Source organism: Hoyosella rhizosphaerae (genome assembly GCF_014643175.1).
GTDB lineage: Bacteria > Actinomycetota > Actinomycetes > Mycobacteriales > Mycobacteriaceae > Lolliginicoccus > Lolliginicoccus rhizosphaerae.
Map to the genome: position 1 here is coordinate 522769 of NZ_BMJH01000001.1, position 15204 is coordinate 537972.

A 15204-nucleotide genomic window follows, 5' to 3' on the forward strand; every position below is an offset into this window, starting at 1 on the left:
GGGCCGGGCCGGGGTCGGGAGAGTGGTGTGATGCGTGATTTGGAGCGTCAGGCGCAGTTTGAGGCGGTGGAGGCCAAGCGCCAAGAGATGGTGCGGAAGCTTCGGGAGGCTCAGCAGCCGATTTTGGCTGATTTGCGGGCGGTGGGGTTTGAGGTGCCGTCGGTGTGGCATTTGGGCTATGGCGGTGAGGGATTTAGTGTCGTGTTGCCGGTGGTGTTGAAGCATTTGGAGCGGGGTGGGTATCCCGATCGTATTATGGGCGCACTCGCTTCGGCGTTGGGTGTGAAAGAGATGCGTCCGTATTGGGACACGCTTCGCGACATGTATGTGCGCGCCACGGGCGGGGATGAGAGGCAAGGGTTCGCGTCGGCGCTGGTCGATACTGTGACGCGGGAGCGGGAAGAGGACCTGATTTCCTTGATCCTTGATGACAGTTTGGATGGCAGTCGGATAATTCTGTTGAGTGGGTTGTCGCGGTTGCGGTCTGACCGAAGTCGGGCTGTGATGGAGAGTTTGGTTGATCACCCAGTGTTAGGTATTCAAGCAAGCGAGACGGTGCATCAGCGGAAGCTTCGTCAGGCCCGCAAAAACCGGAAGTAGCTAACTCTGGTCGTCACGACCGCCTGAAAGTGTTGCTACTTCAGCTTCGAGTTCAGCAATCCGCCGTTGCAATGTTTCCCGCTCCCGTGCGGCATCGGCCGCGTACAGCGCAGAAAGTTCCTTGACGTACTCGCGGTCAAAGCGAGGAATTATGCTTCGTGAACAATTCCAGTCAATAGCTTCGACCTTCAGCACGATGCTGCGCTCGCACTTCGCTGCGATTGTGCCCGATGGGGTGTGACGCAAAGTCTCAAGAAGCTCCGGATCATCGCTGCCCTCAATCACCGAGGCGGTCGCGAACAGTTTTAGACGCAACTTGCGTGGATAGTCCACCAGTATCAGTGCGATGCGCTTGTTGTGCTCAAGGTTTGCGACCGTCACAAACTGGTTGTTTCCCCGAAAATCGGCGAACGCGATCGTTTTATCGTCGAGCACGTGGAGGAATCCCTGCGGACCGCTTCGATACTGCAAATAGGGCCAGCCTGACGGTGTGATTGTGGCGGCATAAAATTGGGTCGCCTTCTTAATAAGGTTCGCTTCCCGGGCCCCTAACCCCATCGGTCCGTCGTCGGTGCGTTCCGTGTGGACACCGTAGGCAACATAGCTCCCGTTGCGACGTTGACGGTCTAGGGCATTCTGACCGAACACCAAATGGTGGTAGTGATTGTTGTCGACCAAGGTGAACCGTCCTCCTCATATCAACTCGGAGCAAAACCGTAATACTCGAAGCTCATGAAAGCTGCACCAAGTACACCACCAACTGTGAATAACGCAATCACGTAACCCCATGCGGTCCGCCTCGCGCGCGCCTCAGCTAGAAGCGCAATTCCCGGAAGCGCCAGAATTACGAACGACAGAGCCCAACTCCACCAATATTCGACTGGAACCGTTACTGACGGGTCGCGTTGTGCGATCGGGACAGGGCTAGGATGGGGTACTTCAAAAAACTGCATCGACATCAGCGCCAATGGGACATAGAGGAAGACTGCAATCAGAAATCCGCCTAGAACACCCGGCCACGCACTCCACTTCGGCGGACTCTGAGCGGCGTCGAGCGTCATACCGAACTCCGGATAGGCGAGCGGTCACCCTGAGCAACATTCGCAACCAAGAGTAGGGCCAAACCCATTACCAAGCCTGTCCACGGAACGTGGTGAACCTGCAGCAACGCCACCCACGGATTCGACCACGTGGTAGTTACCCCGTCTAGGATTTTCCAGTGCGCGAGCGCCGAGATCGTATGAACGGCGATCGATCCAATCAGGAGATACCAACCCAAAGCCCTCGTCGTCTTTAGCGAACGTGGCGACGATGCGCCATGCCGCTGCACTGCACTCAAAACGATCGCTGCGCCGATGAAAGCTCCGTACAACCACAGCGCACCTGACCACCATTGAAGATAACTCGCTGCCACCTGCGCTGCGCCCGGGTCAATCACACATACCTCAGCGCCCCCGCGCACCACGGCCGAGGCACCCGGCAACAACGAATTAGGGTAGTCAAACTCGATTGCCTGAACCGCAGCATCGTGCGCGCACACACCCGGACCGGGCGGGACGTGCAAAGAACTCGACAGCATAGGGCCCGCAAGAACAGCGAGGAAGTAGACCCCACCCAAAGTGACAGCAAGGCCAACGACACCTCGCGCAACCCTATGGGGTAACCCGTACAAGTGTGAGCCGCTATCGTTCATCCCGACCCCGGTCCCTCCGCCGATACGTTCGATAACGCAACCGTACATGTGAACCGCTAGCGTGTCTTGACGGAGCTCCCACGGTCAGGCACGACGGTGCACCACCGGAGTCAGTTGCTGGGCACCGGAGTCACGCTGTATCGCAACAGGTTTGAGAAGGTGCGCTTGCACCAGGCACATGCGGCGGACCACCAATTCAGCCAGTCGATCCGGCTCACCGGGCGCAAAGACTTAACATGCCCGGCAAATACCCACCGCGGCTCATCCTTAACGCGGTAATACGTGAGCCCCGAAGAACAATGAGGGTGCGGGCCAGTCACGAACACGCGATCGCCACAAGTCAATGTTGCCTTGTAAGTGCCATTGGATGCCGGTGCGTGCGCGATCAGTTGGTATCCGACCTGAAACATTCTCCGTACCGACGCTTTCACACCAATTACATCGTTGTGAGTCCATAAGACGTTTCAGGTGGCAGCGACCTTCCAGCGGCTCACGCATGCTGATGTGTGGTGCGGCAGCCTGAAAGTAGCCCGTTGGCGACACCGATGTCTTGTGAAATTAGTTGACCTTGCTGAGGCATGATGTCCGGTAGGCAGCGAAAACCCAGGTGAATTAGTGCAATAGCGAAGCCATCGCGCGAGTTGATGAAGTATCCACGTGCGGGGATGCCTAGTGTGGGATCGCCAACTTGGGAGGAGCGACCGCACGACCCCAATCAGACCAGTGCGTCTGGACTAGCGAATACCTTTGTTGCGGAGGACTGTTCGTAATGCCTCCAGCCATCCAGGTTGGTACAGCGCGCACCATGAGGTGCCCATGATCCTCCATCAGGGACGCCATATGTCCGAAGGCTACGACATTGTCGCATTCGCGCTCGTATGCCCCACACGAGAACCCATCAGGAACGGACTACTGGAGTGTCTCGAAATTCGGCGTGAAAACCAGGGGAGGGCATCGCGAACGGCTCATTCTGAGACCCTAGGTGCCACATTGTGGCATCAACGGCCGCGGTGAGAGAACTTTCTCACCATGGCAGGACCCGAGGTGGCCAACGCTGCCGTCCCACCCGCCAATAGCACGCCGACTGCGGAGGCACGGCGGGGAAGTCCTTGCTGTGCCGCCAGAAGAACCACCCCGGCATCAAACAGGTCCATCATGATCCCAGCGTGGAGCGTCGCTCTCCTGACTGCCGCATGTGGGTGCAGCGCAGCCGCACCGAGGACAACATCGCGCACACCGAATGCTCTAATCCAGATTCCCTGGTCTGGGCCCGGATATGCCACCCCTAATGCGCCGTGAACGCGGGAAGGGGCAAGCACAGTCGTCGCACCCCATACGATTCGCCCAAGACCGATCGCTGCGAGAACTAGATCTTCAGCCGAATCATGGTGCACTTCAACCTCAGCCACCGTTGTCTCCTCCGCGAAGGTCCTCTGTGTCAGTTCTGAAATAACCCTAGATCCCTGGCAGCATTCCAGCATTCGATTCGTTCGATCGGGAGAGCGATTGCTTACGGCCCGCACTCGTCGGCCTATGCACTTCACCCAGGAGATGGCTCTACGAGTTGGCGGAACCACACGAAACCGGTGGTCGTCTCAGTCGTGCGTACGGTCAGCCTTACGAGGCGTCGCCCGCGCTGTAGAGGTCATCGAAAAGGTGGCGTCCGCTAAGGGGCGTTGAAACCGTGACCTTCGAACGACTTCCCCTGGTCTCCCGAGATCGAGAGCAGACCAGTGATGCGTTGTCGGTAGCGCAGAAAAGATCCGGTCCAAATCACCGCGGAGCTCAAGGCCCTGCGCCGGTGGTTACTTCGATCGCCGAAGCGTCACGCGATCAGAGCTCATTTCGGCGTCACATGCAGTGCAAATCCAGATCCGACACGGAGGTGTTCGCATGGAGTCCCAACCAACTAAACACGAGTTCGCCAGCGTCAGATCGTGCCCCTGCGGGCAAACCTTCGGGGCTACTTCTTCCATCCGCACATCGTGACGATAGTTACGCAGTCTGACGCTAATCGGAATGACAACCTCACGTGATGGGCGTGAGGACCAGTCAGCTCGGTGCGCTCGACGCGCCAGCTGCTGCGGCTGTCCTTGACTGTTAGTGCACCGACTCGAATCTATTGACACCCCCGCGTATTTGGAATCCAGCAACGAACGCAGCATTCCGCTTTACGAGCGTTTCGGGGTTCCGCATCACCGACGAAGTCCACTTGCCCCGCGGCGGCGCGCCCGTTTGGCTTATGCTTCGACTGTAGGTCTGCGGTCGCACACCGACTGGCCGAAGATGTCACGCTCACTATGTACGGGAGTGAATGTCGTTGCGCGCTGACCGAAAACCTTCCTATTTGCGCAGACCTGGCTTGATTCACCTGTCTTTTGTAGCTGTGGCTTGTGGGTTTCTCATATCAGCGCGTCTGGTGTGGTGGCCGCGTGATTTTGGTGTCGTTTTAGTCTGGCTGGCAGCGATGGCTGTACTCGCCGTGTGTGGGTTGTACTGGTTGATTCAATCTGTTGTTTCTTTGCGCAAGGCGCGGCGCTGGTCCTGGCGGATTGCGTTGAGCCCCATTCTGGTTGTTATGACGTACGTCGGTATCCAGGTGTTTGAGCCAAAGTTCGATAATGCGCTACCGGAATTCGAGCGTGTAGTAGAGGAACTGCACGCGCAACCGGGCTACACCAGCATTGGCTCGCTTCGCCTAGGCGGTTTCGAGATCTATCGCGCCTATGACAGAAGTGATGGTCAGGTCTTCTTTGTTGACGCGACCACTGTATTTTTTTGGGGCTCTGGTGGGTGGGCCTATTCACCGGATGGACCGCCCAGCGATGCCCACCTAGTCTCGGTGAACCACATTGTGGGCGATTGGTACCACGTCCGTTGGTATTTCGATCTCTAGTTCGTATGTGCGTACGTGAGTGAAATCGCTTAGCGCAGAACCAGGCCTGCGCATTGCGGGGTCGTTGATAGTTGCAGAGGAGACGGTATGTCGGCGTGGGTTGAGGTGCTGACTGCGATGTCGGCAGAATTGCATACGTCGATTCGGGGAACGATCCGCTCCAACGAAGCGGGCGAGACGACCAACGACGTGAGGGTGTGGAGAGCACCTGGTGGGAAGTTTCGCGTCGAAGACCCGAGCGGCGAAGTGCTGTTCATCTCTGATGGGCAAAACAGCTGGAAATTCCGGGATGGTGAACCTCCAGTGTCGGGCCCTGCCAAGCGCGTCCGGTATCTCGGTCCAGAATGCGACATGATTTATCCACGACTGCCTGGCGATTGGCTGGGCGATGACTTCACGCAACCTACCGGCGCAGTGCTCGACATCGACTTCCTGGGGCGTAAATGCTGGGAAGTGGAACTGGCGCCACCACCGAGGAAGCCGTCACCGATGCAACTCGTCGTAGATGCAGACACAGGTGCCGTCCTGGCTGAGCGAAATGACGCGGTGGGGTTGTCCATTGCGTATACAGACGTCGCGGTGGGGCAACCACTCGATAGTGGGTTGTTCACATGGACCGGGGCAAGTCGATCTGAAGAAGAAATGTTGGCGGAACATCGTGCGCGAGCGATCGAGGCGGAACAGGCGAATCTCAACTGGTTTCGCGAGCACGTCACCGGGAACAGGCTTGTCGTTCCCATAGAGCTCGACCTCACACCCGACACGATCCGCACACTGGATTCGGCGACAGGTGCATTTGAAGCAAGCGTTAGCCGCGGTTTTATGGTGTGCTTATTTGCCAGGAGACCACGAAGCGATGAACCGTGGGATTTGCATTGGAGCGGCACTATCCATAGGTGGTCGACGGCCACGTTTGACTGGGCCATCGCCGTGCACGGTGCTGAGTTTGGCGACGAAGCACTGAGGGCATTGCAACAGCAGTTGCAGCGAAGTGAGTAGGTAGCGACAGGGGAACATCGTGGTGAGAATCGGTCCGGTGAATTTGGATCTAGCAGCTAGGGGAGCGGCGCGGACGCTATTCTCCGCCCCCGATCCGGTGTGGAGACTATTGGCCCCGATCCGGCCGACCATTGACGGTCAGCGGATGACTCCGCGGTTGCAGTTCCTAGCCAACATTGGCAGTCACGATCTCAAAGCGCTTCGCCGACCAACACCTTTGAAACGCAAGCGTATGGACGTTTTGATGAACCTGGTCGGCTATGTCAAAGGTCTCGATGTCGCTGCTAAGAACCTCGAAGTTCCAGGTCCCGCGGGACCGATTTCCGCACGACTGTATGCGCCGTCCACCGTGGAATCGAGTGGCCTTTTGATTTATGTGCATGGTGGCGGATGGCACCTCGGTAGCACAGCAGGATTCGACGGACTTTCTCGCTTTCTCGCCGACCGGGGGCGAACCAAAGTTTTATCTCTGAACTACCGTTTGGCGCCGGAACACCCATTCCCAGCGGCATTCGATGATGTGCTCGCGGGATTCCGTTTCGCTGTTGACCAGTCGTCTGAGCTCGGGGTCGATCCTCAGCGCATCGCTATTGCCGGGGACAGTGCGGGAGGCAACTTAGCCGCCGCTGTCGCCTTGCACCTTGGCGACGATGAGAAGTATCGGCCCGCACTGGCAGTGCCGATTTACCCTGTGGTGGACGCGGATGTGGGCAATCACCGTTCCATCGACCTTTTCCACAAACCGCTGGACCGCGGGGCTGTGGCTCGAGCAATCGCCTGGTACGGATCGCGCCCCTCCGATTTCGAAGATCCGCGATGTTTCGTCATGGCGGCAACCGACCTGTCGACGATGCCGCCGACCTACATCGCAACAGCAGGGATGGATGTTCTACGTGATCAGGGTGAAGCCTTCGCGGAGCGGCTCAAGGACGCTGACGCCGACGTGACACTGCGCCGATTCGACAACATGCCGCACGGATTCGTCAGCATGCTGGTCGACCCAGACGCCCGCGCCGCGACCGAAGAGATCGCCGCCGTTATCCGTGACCGAATCGGCGAACGCTGAAGCGGCTCAGACTGCGGGACATCGCTATGCGCCACCCTCGGCTGCACTCACAGATTCAACAAACTCGGCGACCTCATCAAGAGCTCGTGACGCCGCCCGTGACACCCGGTGTGCGGCCTGGAATACGTGAAACTTGCGGTGAAACAGGCTGAGTCGAGCATTCCCACCGATCGCATTCAAGCTGTCGACATAGGTCTTGGCGTCACCGGCCAGCAGTTCATTGTCACTCGCTTGGACAAGCACAGGCGGCATCACTGACAGGTCATCGTTGGTCAACAGCAGTTCGGGGTGGGCAGCCTCAACCCCCTTCCAGTTCGGAGCCATCAATGCGCGCCCAGCGTCAGTGAAATAGTCGGGCAGATCTGCACTATTGCTGGCAACCCAACGGCCACTGAGCTCCATCGTCGGATCGACCACGGGAGACAACGCAACTACACCGGCCGGAACAGGAAGACCAGCCCGATGTGCACGAGGGGAAAGGCCGAGCGCGAGATGCCCACCAGCCGAATCACCACACACCACAATCTGCTGCGCACTAAGCCCGGACTCAAGAAGCCAAGCATAAGCACGCAAAACATCGTCCCCAGCAGCGGGATACACATACTCAGGCGCTCTGCGGTAGTCAAGCGAAAACACAGGCCGCTTAGTGCGGGCCGACAGTTCACTCGTGAGCCCACGATGCGACAAGGGCGAACCAGCCACGAATCCGCCGCCGTGTACATACAACACAACAGCGCTATCCCGTGAACCAACACCCGGACGTTCCACCCACTCGCCGCGCACCTGCCCGCCATCAAACCGCTCGCGGACCTGCTCCACGCTCGTCGACGGATCAGCTCGGAACTCAGGCCGCGTCATATACCGCTCCAGCATCACACGCATGGCACGAACCTCAGCCAACGTGATCGTGCCACGTGCAGCGAGACGGCGAACATACAGAGCCGCCGTGTGCCGACTCCTCGTCACCGCCACGCGGCGTAATAATTCCAGTCTGGAAGCCACTATTTGGCGCATCACTCGATAGTGCCACAGCGACGGACAACGGCGCGGCTACCCCCGTAGCTGGTAACTAGGAGCTGGGCCTTTAGGTGTCTGCTGCTTTCTTGCCGCCACGGCTCGCACATATGCATGATGGCCGGGCAACCACAGCATTGCTGCAGCCACGAGCCCCGTTCCAACGCACAACGCCAGCGGGGCCACCAGGGCAGAGGCAGGAATCGCCAGAACGGCAAAGATGGTCACAAAGATCCGTGCGCGCTTTCGACCCTGATGTGCCGCTATTGCAATGACAATGCTGATGACAATGGAGAACCCCAGCAGAACAGCTCCAATTGTACGTGCGACTTCGATGTAGTCATGCATCGTCCGAAAGCTCCATCGGTCAAGCAATGCAGTGACCCGATATAGCCACCATGCGCCCAAAAGTGCAACTAGGACTGCGTTGAGCATTAATAGGGCGGAAGCTATTCGAGTAGACCACGGCGGTCGGGGTTTTCCACTGCGTCGATACCGCGCGAACTCGTCGACAGTTGTGCGCATCGCGACAGCTCGCACTGTGCCGGTCACGGCGTGGGACTCTCTGAGACTCCCGTTGCGCTTCGGTAAAACGCCGTAAGGATCAAGCACGCCAAGGGACCGGTCACGGCGTAGCCAAATCCGAGAAACAGGCTACCGGCAATCGCCAGTGCCATCGCTGTGAAAACTGCGAGCAACGCATGTACGGGGTTCGCGACCACGAGCCGCCAACTCGTCGTTACCGCACGAACGGGGTTAGCACCGTGCGCTGCGGCCTGCGCACTGAAAGCCCCCAGAACAAATGCGATAATCCCCGGGATGATTAATAGAATAATGCCGACCACGACGGTGGCGGTGTACACGAACTGAGCTGCCAAAATTCTCGGCAAGTACGAGAAGTCGAACATCGAGACGATAGTAAGTCGATTTCCCTGGAGTGCTGTGGAAGCGCATGCAACCAACTGGCATGTCAACACAACCATAATCAAAGATGCGATGACCCATCCGATCAGCGGCACCAGGCCAATCGCGATTCCTGCCACCATATAGATTGCAGTTCCAGCAATAAGCGGTAGCGCGTTCCTGCCGTAAGTACTCAACGCAGGGCTATAGACGCTTGCAAAACTTACTACAGGACCTTGTGGACGTTCAATGTTGTCAGCGACGCCATACTGCGAGTAGTTCATTTCCCCCCCAGGACACAATGATCGTTAATAACGTACATGTCCGAACGTGCACCTGCAAACGATGCAACATTGCTCTACTCTCTTTGAGATGCTTGCTTACAGTGAGAGCTTGGGACGAAGTCCGAGAAAGGTACTGGCCGAACATCTACGACGTGAGCAATGTTCGCTGAAGCAAAGCTGGGCAGGGCGTAGCCCCGCCACATGCGGCCTCGCGGCCTGCCTAGCCCGACTGATCGACACCATCACAGAAACACTGTGGCCCTGCGTTTGGGCGAAAAAGACAAGTATGTCCGCGCCGTTGCGAAGAAGACGTGATCTTCGGTCGTAGCATGGCCGATTTTGGTTTTGGGGTCGGTGCAGCAACCCGAACTTGTCGTAGGCGCCTTTTACGATGAACCACATGCAACACAGGTCCACGCGCACAACGGCGTTGTGGGTTCAGCACCAGAACATTTGGTTACCACCATACCGTCGCCGAGTTCGACGGCATGCTGGCCGAAGCGGAGATGAAGCCCGATCATGGGCACCTGCCGGTCGACCTGCCGCCGAATGGGCTCGCATATGAAAGACCTGCCAGTGTTGAAGGGGCGCTCGCCTCGGTTGTTTTCGAGATTGCCCAAGAAATAGGTGCACAAGGAAGGACAAAAAATTTGATCAGCGTAAAAGCGGGGAAGAGTCTGGTGGTGTGGATTCCGACACCACCGTTGTCGTTCCTGTGACTGCACAAGCTGAATCGACAACCGCGACTGAAACTCACCCCGCGGAACCAGTGGATGTGGAACCTGAGACCTAACATCATGGGGAACGGGGATTATCGGTTCGCGCTGGAATCCGGCCGCGAATGCGTTTTTGGCTCAGCAGATCAGGGCCACACGATCTACTGCTCGGTGTTATTCCCCCAAGACACTCGGCATGTTGTGAACCATCCCTTCTCTGGTACGCCCGACACGATTGTGGTTCGCCGTGATGGCTTTTACCCCAGCATCAGTTCAGGGGTACCACCTGGAGCTGTGCTGCTAGCACCAAGTCAGAGACTTCGGATCGGTGGGGCAGAGTGCACTGCACTTGACGGTGGGATTGACTGCCAAAACGGAAACGCAGGATTCACCTTTGTCGATGACGTGCTCATCACCCACGGTTCGCAGCTTGAGCACCCAGATACAACGCCACGCCCTGCCGACCACCAACAACAAGCGGAACAGAATTCACAGCTTGGCCCACCCATGCACGCCCCTTATCAAGATTCCACAAAGCCCGCGCAGTCAGGTGAACTGTGCGGCGCAGCAACAGGACGACGTTTCGTTGAAGTCACATCCGGAGGGATTTCCTGTAAAGACGCGTTGGACCTGATGGACACCTACATTTCGACGAACACCGGACAGTTCGGTAACGCCGACATCCGTCCCGTCGGTGACTGGGACTGTGTAACCACGACGACTGCGGAGATGCAGAGGCAACTGGGGTACGCGGCGCGCTGCACCAACGGTGCTTTAGAGATCCGCTCTCCAGCCCGCTGAGTGGTGTCGCGCTTGTGGTGACATCGCATAGCAGACTCTCGGGCACTAACAATCTCACGGTTCGCCGTTATGACCACCACTCAATGGGGGCGGTCCGGATGGTGAACCCGCTCGATACTGTCACCTCGTCCGGATTTTGAAAACCGCAGAGCTCGGCTACCGATGATGAATGCACGTACCCCAATTAGTTTGGAAGAATCGGTCAACGCTTATCCAAAAGCGTCGACCGCACGGGCAATAACCGGGGATAGCCGTTCCTTGCGCTGTCCATCGCGAACCTGCGCCGATACGGCACACGGGGTCCAGAACTGAAAAATTCGACGCTTGGAGACGACGAGAAGGTTCCGGACGAGATTGAGCGGTGGCGCGCCGAGTGCGGTGATGAGCTTGCGGGCGCTGGCTCAGGTGAGCCGCAAAACCTCCCGGCCGGACTAACTGAGACGACACAGGTCCTGTCGCGGCTCAGGCTAGTCGACGAATGCCCGACTCTTCGAATATGGTCGGCCGTGTGGAGCACAGTTCGATTGTTCGCTGTAACTATCGATATTCTAGGAAATAGGTGTGGACGCGCCAGTCCACGGTTTGTCCAGACTTCCCTCTAGGCTCTAGTTGGTCGAGTCCCTTCACGGTGCCGAGGGTGGCATTGGGGAGCGTGTCGGTGAGAGCGACCAATTCTGCTCGGGTTCCACAGAGGGGCGGCGCCGCGGCGGTGATGGTATTCAGCTGACCCGCCAGCTTCTCCCAGAGTCTCCGGTCGGCTTCCAGTTTGCCGTCTGTGACCTGACGTTCCAGAGTAGTGACATCCGGTAGTCGAGCATTGTGTTCTCGCAGCCATACCATCGCACCGGACGGGAGTGCATTCGGGTCGGCGCCGGTTATCTCAGATTGATCAACATTCGACTCCAGCAGTTCGGCCTCGACATGCGCGAATGAGATCGGCCGCAACCGACGCTGGATCTCCCACACATTCTCGAACTGAGTTTTCTACCAGTTGCTACCGGACTTCACGTACGACGGATCCGCGATCTCGAGCTGTTCCGCAAGATAGTTGACCAACCCTCCTGGAGTATTGACAGGATCCAGTAGGAACGTGTCGCGATAACGCACAGTCAGGAGCTGCAAAGCATAGGCAGGATGATTGAGAATCCGGCTCCGGGTCGCGACCAACTCCCGCCAAGGTGTCATCGAGATGAAAAACCTATCCAGTTCGACCTGAGACAGCGCATCGAAGAATTCGGTCCGGCCCTCATCACCCACAATTCGGTACGCCACAACCACGCGGCCGCCCACCCCCCACTGATTCAACACATTGACCTCCACAGCGCGGCGTTTCGGTCTCTGCTTGGCGCCAGTTTCCGTTCGACTGAACTCCATCGTGCTGTGTTCGAGAGGTTTCGGCGGCACTGGACAGCCGATCTGCCCCTGAGACTGCCAGGCTGCGTAACCCACCGTCCGCTCACACAGGAGAGCCTCATGATGACGATGGGGTCTCTACCATGCTACGAAATACGTTGAGTTACAGTCGTTGTTCGCGCAGAATGGCGTTGAATAATTCGTTTCAACTGCCGCGCCATGGCTTCTGCGGGGGATACTGGCGATGTCGTCCTTGCCTGCGCACGCCGCGGGCGTTTTGGGAGCTGTTTCAAAGCACGATTGGTTGCAGCACCAATGCAAATCCTTGGTGATCAACGAAGACAGCTGCCACATGAATCAAGCCCGAACCAGTAGAAGAAAACCAGCAAGAAACTAGTGGTTCACACACGAGTAGCGGCAACACCATACTGACCTTTGACAAAACTCCATTTCGTCGAATCTTATTAGTGTCAGTGCCAATCGTTACGATCTGCGCTATGACCCCCTATAAGAAGTATGCTGTGTTGGGTACCTTAGTTGACCGCGCTGTCTGCATGCCGTACTCCAAGCCGTATGTGCTCTGTGAGGGAATACGTCAAACGTGGTGGAACAATGTTCCGATTACTGCCGACATCATTAACGCCGCTGATGCGCTCCACCGCATTCTTCAAGAGCCGACTGCGGAACGAGATTGGTCAACCGCGGATTTCGCAGTAGACCCTGCTGGCCCCTGGTGGTCGAAGACCAAAAACGACTTTTTTCAACTGTCCCTGGACGATCAGAGCTGGCTCCTCGCTAAGCTTGTCTCCACTGCTGCGCGGGCTGCGGAAGCCATAGAAGAGAAGGCCGTGGAGGAAAAGTGGACCTGGTTGTGGTCCCAACCGTCGCTAGCGATGCCAGGGGACCACTATCCTCAAATTCTGAGGCCGGACCTCGTAGCTGGCCTCGACAAGGATTCTTGCGTATTAATCGATCTCAAAACCACGAAAGATGCCTCCAATCAATTCAAAAATAGGGAAGGCCTCAAAAAACCAACCGATGACTTTCATGAATGGTCAAAGCGACTGAAACACTCGGGTTTTAACCCCAAGCGGCGCTGGATACTCTCGGTATCGACAGGCGAAGAGGCACGTGATCCCCACAAGTGGATCGGAATCAGGCGGCGTAGATTTTGACCTGCTGGGTCGCGCGGACGGAGATGGCATTGAAGGCGTCTCACGATAATTCCAGTTCCCGGACCATCCCCGAAATCGTCACGCGGTCATCATCAGCCGTCGCGGAGTGAAGCGGGCACACCGTCTCGTGGCCGCCCAGACCCGGCGTACCAGACTGACGTTGTTGTGCGCACGAACTTTCCGGGCGCCAGCTATGACAAAGCGGCAGCCCGGAGCACTTAAACTCAAATACAGCGGTGACCCCACGACGGGCACTGAGCGAGGCGGATTTTGAGCCGGGCTCAGACCACGACCGTTAAATGACCATGTAACACCGAGTTAGTGATCGTGGCACTAATCTCGCCACTGCGGATTATTGTGTCGGCAACAACAGCAGCAGACAACGTAGGCGTAAACACAGGGTCCTTTGGTGTGGATTTGATGCGGAGTAGGCACCTGCATGATTAACCCCCCAGGAGCCCGATTTAACTTGTCGGCGCGATCGGCGCCCGTGGGGTAAACCACCCAACGCTGCAATCCAGTTCCGGAAGAGTAACTTTGCCCCTGTGCGGTTCACAGCGAATAGATGGCACCACCACCGTCACCGCACAGACCAGGTTTGGCTGCAACGATATACGAAAAACAAGGGACATGACCGGCCAAAACCGGCGACCAACCGGTGGCCACAATTTGGGACCGCTAGCTAGCCACCAATGGATATGTATTCGCGGCCATGGACAAGCCTTGACCTGCCCGATGCTTTCCGGGCAGGTAGCTTAGGGGATTCCGTGCCGCCAGGTGCTCATACAGGAATGCGGTGTGAACCCAAATACCCTCAGCAGGAGCATCAATCCTCCCAACTTGGTGTTCACCAAATTGAGTAAGCCTTAGCTAACCAGAAACCCCGTTGTCAGCTTTTGGAAGAGCTCGTGCGGCAAATGATCGGTAGGTCCATCGTTCCCACAACTCAGCACGAGTGTCGCTATGAGGCCCAATGCGTCGCGCGGATCAGCGACTAAAACGCCCTCGTCTCGCAAAATCTCATTCGCGTCCTCATCCGACCCGATCATAGTCTCGATCCAGTCTGCAGCAATGCCAGAAGACAGCATCGCCGCGAGGGCAAGCGGGTTAAGTGGTTTATCCTTGATTCGTCGCGCCGCTACAAGATCAAGTGTGCGCTCCGAAGCCCCCAGCATCGCAGGTACGAGGAGATCAAGCGCCGCCGGTTCCTGACTGCTCTGAAACAAAGTTCCGATAGCACCGTCGCTGGGCCTATTTGCGCCGACCTGGGCGATCATGCGGAGCATGGCTGGTCGGACGCGTCCATGCTCCACGAAATCCCTAGCGGCAGCGAAGCATACGACAATCCAGTTGATCGCAGCCAGTAGCCCCAAAGTTGGCTTGTGGAGGTAGGCGATTGTCAGCCGCGGAAGGACGTCATGGAGATTCGATAAGCGGTGGCGGTCGAAGTCCGTGGCACAACAAGCTGCTGTCTGCAGCGTCGCTACGATATCCGCTCGCTGCATGCCTTGGTTTTCCATCATCGATATACCGGCAATTAACCCCCTAACTGAAGGGTCACCTAAACGTAACGCATGGAAGTTGAATCCCTTAGGCAGAGAACTCCTTCCGGAGCGCTGGAGCTCACGATGGCATGAAAAGGCCCGATAAGACCGACATCCGGTCACATCTAAGCAGGCGCCTGCGTTTCGAAGTGCGGGGATT

At 57.4% G+C, this 15204-nt stretch carries 17 protein-coding genes; 7 read left to right on the top strand and 10 right to left on the bottom strand.

Translation table 11 applies throughout. From position 1 onward, the window contains the following. The first annotated feature begins 30 nt into the window (after nucleotides 1-30). Complete coding sequence (locus tag IEW73_RS02415) at nucleotides 31-600, top strand: hypothetical protein (RefSeq protein ID WP_188670319.1); 570 nt, start codon at nucleotides 31-33, stop codon at nucleotides 598-600. Here the strand turns inward: IEW73_RS02415 and IEW73_RS02420 are convergent, their stop codons facing one another. The 4 genes from IEW73_RS02420 to IEW73_RS02435 form a co-directional block, all read right to left on the bottom strand. Next, complete coding sequence (locus IEW73_RS02420) at nucleotides 601-1278, bottom strand: pyridoxamine 5'-phosphate oxidase family protein (RefSeq protein ID WP_188670321.1); 678 nt, start codon at nucleotides 1276-1278, stop codon at nucleotides 601-603. A gap of 20 nt (nucleotides 1279-1298) precedes the next feature. Beyond that, complete coding sequence (locus tag IEW73_RS02425; protein WP_188670323.1) at nucleotides 1299-1661, bottom strand: hypothetical protein; 363 nt, start codon at nucleotides 1659-1661, stop codon at nucleotides 1299-1301. Then, nucleotides 1658-2293 carry a hypothetical protein gene (locus IEW73_RS02430; protein WP_188670325.1) on the bottom strand — a complete coding sequence of 212 codons (636 nt, stop codon included), beginning with the start codon at nucleotides 2291-2293 and terminating at the stop codon, nucleotides 1658-1660. Before IEW73_RS02430 ends, IEW73_RS02425 begins: the two co-directional genes overlap by 4 nt. 998 nt (nucleotides 2294-3291) lie before the next feature. Further along, nucleotides 3292-3702, bottom strand: a complete 411-nt coding sequence (locus IEW73_RS02435) for a hypothetical protein (RefSeq protein WP_188670327.1) — start codon at nucleotides 3700-3702, stop codon at nucleotides 3292-3294. 1058 nt (nucleotides 3703-4760) lie between these two features. Between IEW73_RS02435 and IEW73_RS02440 the strand changes: the two genes are divergently transcribed. The 3 genes from IEW73_RS02440 (at nucleotide 4761) to IEW73_RS02450 (ending at nucleotide 7254) form a co-directional block, all read left to right on the top strand. After that, entirely contained in the window at nucleotides 4761-5189 is a 429-nt protein-coding gene (locus IEW73_RS02440) for a hypothetical protein (RefSeq protein ID WP_188670329.1), read from the top strand. 87 nt (nucleotides 5190-5276) lie between these two features. Next, entirely contained in the window at nucleotides 5277-6188 is a 912-nt protein-coding gene (locus IEW73_RS02445) for a hypothetical protein (RefSeq protein ID WP_188670331.1), read from the top strand. 37 nt (nucleotides 6189-6225) lie between these two features. After that, nucleotides 6226-7254, top strand: coding sequence for an alpha/beta hydrolase (locus IEW73_RS02450; protein ID WP_188670332.1), 1029 nt, complete (start codon nucleotides 6226-6228; stop codon nucleotides 7252-7254). A 24-nt stretch (nucleotides 7255-7278) separates the two neighbouring features. Here IEW73_RS02450 and IEW73_RS02455 read toward each other — a convergent pair whose 3' ends face one another. From IEW73_RS02455 to IEW73_RS02465, 3 genes are read right to left on the bottom strand one after another with little or no spacing between them, the layout of a single operon-like run. Continuing rightward, a complete protein-coding gene (locus IEW73_RS02455) occupies nucleotides 7279-8268 on the bottom strand; it encodes an alpha/beta hydrolase (protein ID WP_188670334.1) in 990 nt (329 codons plus the stop codon). A 36-nt stretch (nucleotides 8269-8304) separates the two neighbouring features. Then, nucleotides 8305-8820, bottom strand: coding sequence for a hypothetical protein (locus tag IEW73_RS02460; RefSeq protein WP_188670336.1), 516 nt, complete (start codon nucleotides 8818-8820; stop codon nucleotides 8305-8307). Next, complete coding sequence (locus tag IEW73_RS02465; RefSeq protein ID WP_188670339.1) at nucleotides 8817-9455, bottom strand: hypothetical protein; 639 nt, start codon at nucleotides 9453-9455, stop codon at nucleotides 8817-8819. The genes IEW73_RS02460 and IEW73_RS02465 overlap by 4 nt, the downstream gene beginning before the upstream one ends. A gap of 488 nt (nucleotides 9456-9943) precedes the next feature. On the opposite strand from IEW73_RS02465, the gene IEW73_RS02470 reads away from it, so the two are divergent. Both IEW73_RS02470 and IEW73_RS02475 read left to right on the top strand, forming a co-directional pair. Then, nucleotides 9944-10174 carry a hypothetical protein gene (locus IEW73_RS02470; protein WP_188670341.1) on the top strand — a complete coding sequence of 77 codons (231 nt, stop codon included), beginning with the start codon at nucleotides 9944-9946 and terminating at the stop codon, nucleotides 10172-10174. A 78-nt stretch (nucleotides 10175-10252) separates the two neighbouring features. Then, nucleotides 10253-10972 carry a hypothetical protein gene (locus IEW73_RS02475; protein ID WP_188670343.1) on the top strand — a complete coding sequence of 240 codons (720 nt, stop codon included), beginning with the start codon at nucleotides 10253-10255 and terminating at the stop codon, nucleotides 10970-10972. 537 nt (nucleotides 10973-11509) lie between these two features. Here the strand turns inward: IEW73_RS02475 and IEW73_RS02480 are convergent. Both IEW73_RS02480 and IEW73_RS02485 read right to left on the bottom strand, forming a co-directional pair. Further along, entirely contained in the window at nucleotides 11510-11938 is a 429-nt protein-coding gene (locus IEW73_RS02480; protein ID WP_188670345.1) for a hypothetical protein, read from the bottom strand. An 18-nt stretch (nucleotides 11939-11956) separates the two neighbouring features. After that, the gene (locus tag IEW73_RS02485) at nucleotides 11957-12280 is read right to left on the bottom strand and encodes a DUF4158 domain-containing protein (protein WP_188670347.1); all 324 of its coding nucleotides are present in this window, start codon (nucleotides 12278-12280) and stop codon (nucleotides 11957-11959) included. Between the two features lie 542 nt (nucleotides 12281-12822). Between IEW73_RS02485 and IEW73_RS02490 the strand changes: the two genes are divergently transcribed. Next, the gene (locus IEW73_RS02490) at nucleotides 12823-13500 is read left to right on the top strand and encodes a hypothetical protein (RefSeq protein ID WP_188670349.1); all 678 of its coding nucleotides are present in this window, start codon (nucleotides 12823-12825) and stop codon (nucleotides 13498-13500) included. 866 nt (nucleotides 13501-14366) lie between these two features. Here IEW73_RS02490 and IEW73_RS02495 read toward each other — a convergent pair. After that, the gene (locus IEW73_RS02495; protein ID WP_188670352.1) at nucleotides 14367-15005 is read right to left on the bottom strand and encodes a hypothetical protein; all 639 of its coding nucleotides are present in this window, start codon (nucleotides 15003-15005) and stop codon (nucleotides 14367-14369) included. Nucleotides 15006-15204: the final 199 nt, after the last annotated feature.

What these genes read in the sequence shown, in the direction of transcription:
- IEW73_RS02445 (WP_188670331.1), top strand. Translation starts at nt 5,277, where the DNA reads ATGTCGGCGTGGGTTGAGGTGCTGACTGCGATGTCGGCAGAATTGCAT.
- IEW73_RS02440 (WP_188670329.1), top strand. Translation starts at nt 4,761, where the DNA reads ATGGCTGTACTCGCCGTGTGTGGGTTGTACTGGTTGATTCAATCTGTT.
- IEW73_RS02455 (WP_188670334.1), bottom strand. Translation starts at nt 8,268, where the DNA reads ATGCGCCAAATAGTGGCTTCCAGACTGGAATTATTACGCCGCGTGGCG.
- IEW73_RS02415 (WP_188670319.1), top strand. Translation starts at nt 31, where the DNA reads ATGCGTGATTTGGAGCGTCAGGCGCAGTTTGAGGCGGTGGAGGCCAAG.
- IEW73_RS02495 (WP_188670352.1), bottom strand. Translation starts at nt 15,005, where the DNA reads ATGCAGCGAGCGGATATCGTAGCGACGCTGCAGACAGCAGCTTGTTGT.
- IEW73_RS02425 (WP_188670323.1), bottom strand. Translation starts at nt 1,661, where the DNA reads ATGACGCTCGACGCCGCTCAGAGTCCGCCGAAGTGGAGTGCGTGGCCG.
- IEW73_RS02470 (WP_188670341.1), top strand. Translation starts at nt 9,944, where the DNA reads ATGCTGGCCGAAGCGGAGATGAAGCCCGATCATGGGCACCTGCCGGTC.
- IEW73_RS02490 (WP_188670349.1), top strand. Translation starts at nt 12,823, where the DNA reads ATGACCCCCTATAAGAAGTATGCTGTGTTGGGTACCTTAGTTGACCGC.
- IEW73_RS02430 (WP_188670325.1), bottom strand. Translation starts at nt 2,293, where the DNA reads ATGAACGATAGCGGCTCACACTTGTACGGGTTACCCCATAGGGTTGCG.
- IEW73_RS02465 (WP_188670339.1), bottom strand. Translation starts at nt 9,455, where the DNA reads ATGAACTACTCGCAGTATGGCGTCGCTGACAACATTGAACGTCCACAA.
- IEW73_RS02475 (WP_188670343.1), top strand. Translation starts at nt 10,253, where the DNA reads ATGGGGAACGGGGATTATCGGTTCGCGCTGGAATCCGGCCGCGAATGC.